The organism is Streptomyces sp. MK37H (genome assembly GCF_018035285.1).
In the GTDB taxonomy this organism is placed as follows: domain Bacteria; phylum Actinomycetota; class Actinomycetes; order Streptomycetales; family Streptomycetaceae; genus Streptomyces; species Streptomyces endocoffeicus.
Window position 1 is genome coordinate 1 of sequence record NZ_JAAAYH010000837.1, and the last position, 1,487, is coordinate 1,487.

Annotated in this window: 2 protein-coding genes; both read left to right on the forward strand. The window is 73.1% G+C overall.

Translation table 11 applies throughout. The features are described 5' to 3' along the window. On the forward strand, positions 1-513 hold a 513-nt coding region (locus GWI24_RS44295), incomplete at its 5' end, for a cysteine dioxygenase family protein (RefSeq protein ID WP_210951652.1). A 49-nt stretch (positions 514-562) separates the two neighbouring features. Then, the coding region (gene cofD / locus GWI24_RS44300) for a 2-phospho-L-lactate transferase (RefSeq protein WP_210951653.1) at positions 563-1,487 on the forward strand (925 nt) is incomplete at its 3' end.

Consider the following 1,487-nt stretch of genomic DNA (forward strand, 5'->3'; position numbering starts at 1 on the left):
GACGTCCAGATCGCCGGTGACCCGCTCGCCATCCCGCATCTGCTGCCGCCCGTACCCGCGCACCCCTCCACCGTCTCCGCCTTCGCGGGCCTGGCCCGCACCATCGCGGCCGACCGCGACGGCTGGGCGCCCCTCGTCCAGTACGACGCCACCAGCCGCTGGTACCACCGGCTGCGCACCGGCCCCGGCTATGAGGTGTGGCTGCTCAGCTGGGTGCCCGGACAGGGCAGCGGGGCCCATGACCACGGCCGCTCCTCCGGGGTGCTGACCGTGCTCCAGGGCGAGCTCACCGAGCGGGTGGGGACGCGCGGCGCGCGGCATACGCTGCACGCCGGCGCACAGCGCGTCTTCGCGCCCGGTTATGTGCACGACGTGGTCAACGACGCCCTCGAACCGGCCGTCAGTCTGCACATCTACTTCCCCGGGCTGACCGAGATGCCGCTGCACCCCACCCAGACCGCCGAGTTGCCCGCCGGGGCCGGGGCGGACGCGCTGGGCGCCCTCGGCGGCTGAACCGCCCCGAACGCCCCCGATGTCCGGGGCGGCTGCAACACTGTCCCCCATGCGCATTGTGGTTCTGGCAGGCGGTATCGGCGGCGCCCGTTTCCTTCGCGGTCTGATGTCGGCGGCTCCGGACGCCGACATCACCGTCATCGGGAACACCGGCGACGACATCCACCTCTTCGGCCTCAAGGTCTGCCCCGACCTCGACACCGTGATGTACACCCTCGGCGGTGGCATCCACGAGGAGCAGGGCTGGGGCCGGGCCGACGAGACCTTCACCGTCAAGGAGGAGCTGGCGGCGTACGGGGTGGGGCCCGAGTGGTTCGGCCTCGGCGACCGCGACTTCGCCACGCACATAGTCCGTACGCAGATGATGGGCGCGGGCTATCCGCTGAGCGCCGTCACCGAGGCGCTGTGCGCCCGGTGGCAGCCGGGGGTGCGGCTGCTGCCCATGACGGACGACCGTGTCGAGACCCACGTCCTGATCGACGACCCTGGTGGTGAAGGCCGTAAGGCCGTCCACTTCCAGGAGTACTGGGTGCGGCTGCGCGCCTCCGTGCCCGCCCACGCCGTCGTTCCCGTCGGCGCCGACCAGGCCAAACCGGCGCCCGGCGTCCTGGAGGCCATCGCCGACGCCGATGTCGTCCTCTTCCCGCCGTCCAACCCGGTGGTCAGCGTCGGCACGATCCTCGCCGTGCCCGGCGTGCGCGAGGCCATCGCGGACGCCGGGGTTCCGGTCGTGGGCCTGTCCCCCATCGTGGGCGACGCGCCCGTGCGCGGCATGGCCGACAAGGTGCTCGCCGCCGTCGGCGTGGAGTCCACCGCCGCCGCCGTCGCCAAGCACTACGGCTCCGGGCTGCTGGACGGCTGGCTCGTCGACACCGTGGACGCGGGCGCGGTCGAGGAGGTCGAGGCCGCCGGGATCCGCTGCCGGGCGATCCCGCTGATGATGGCGGACCTCAAGGCCACGGCGGCGATGGCGG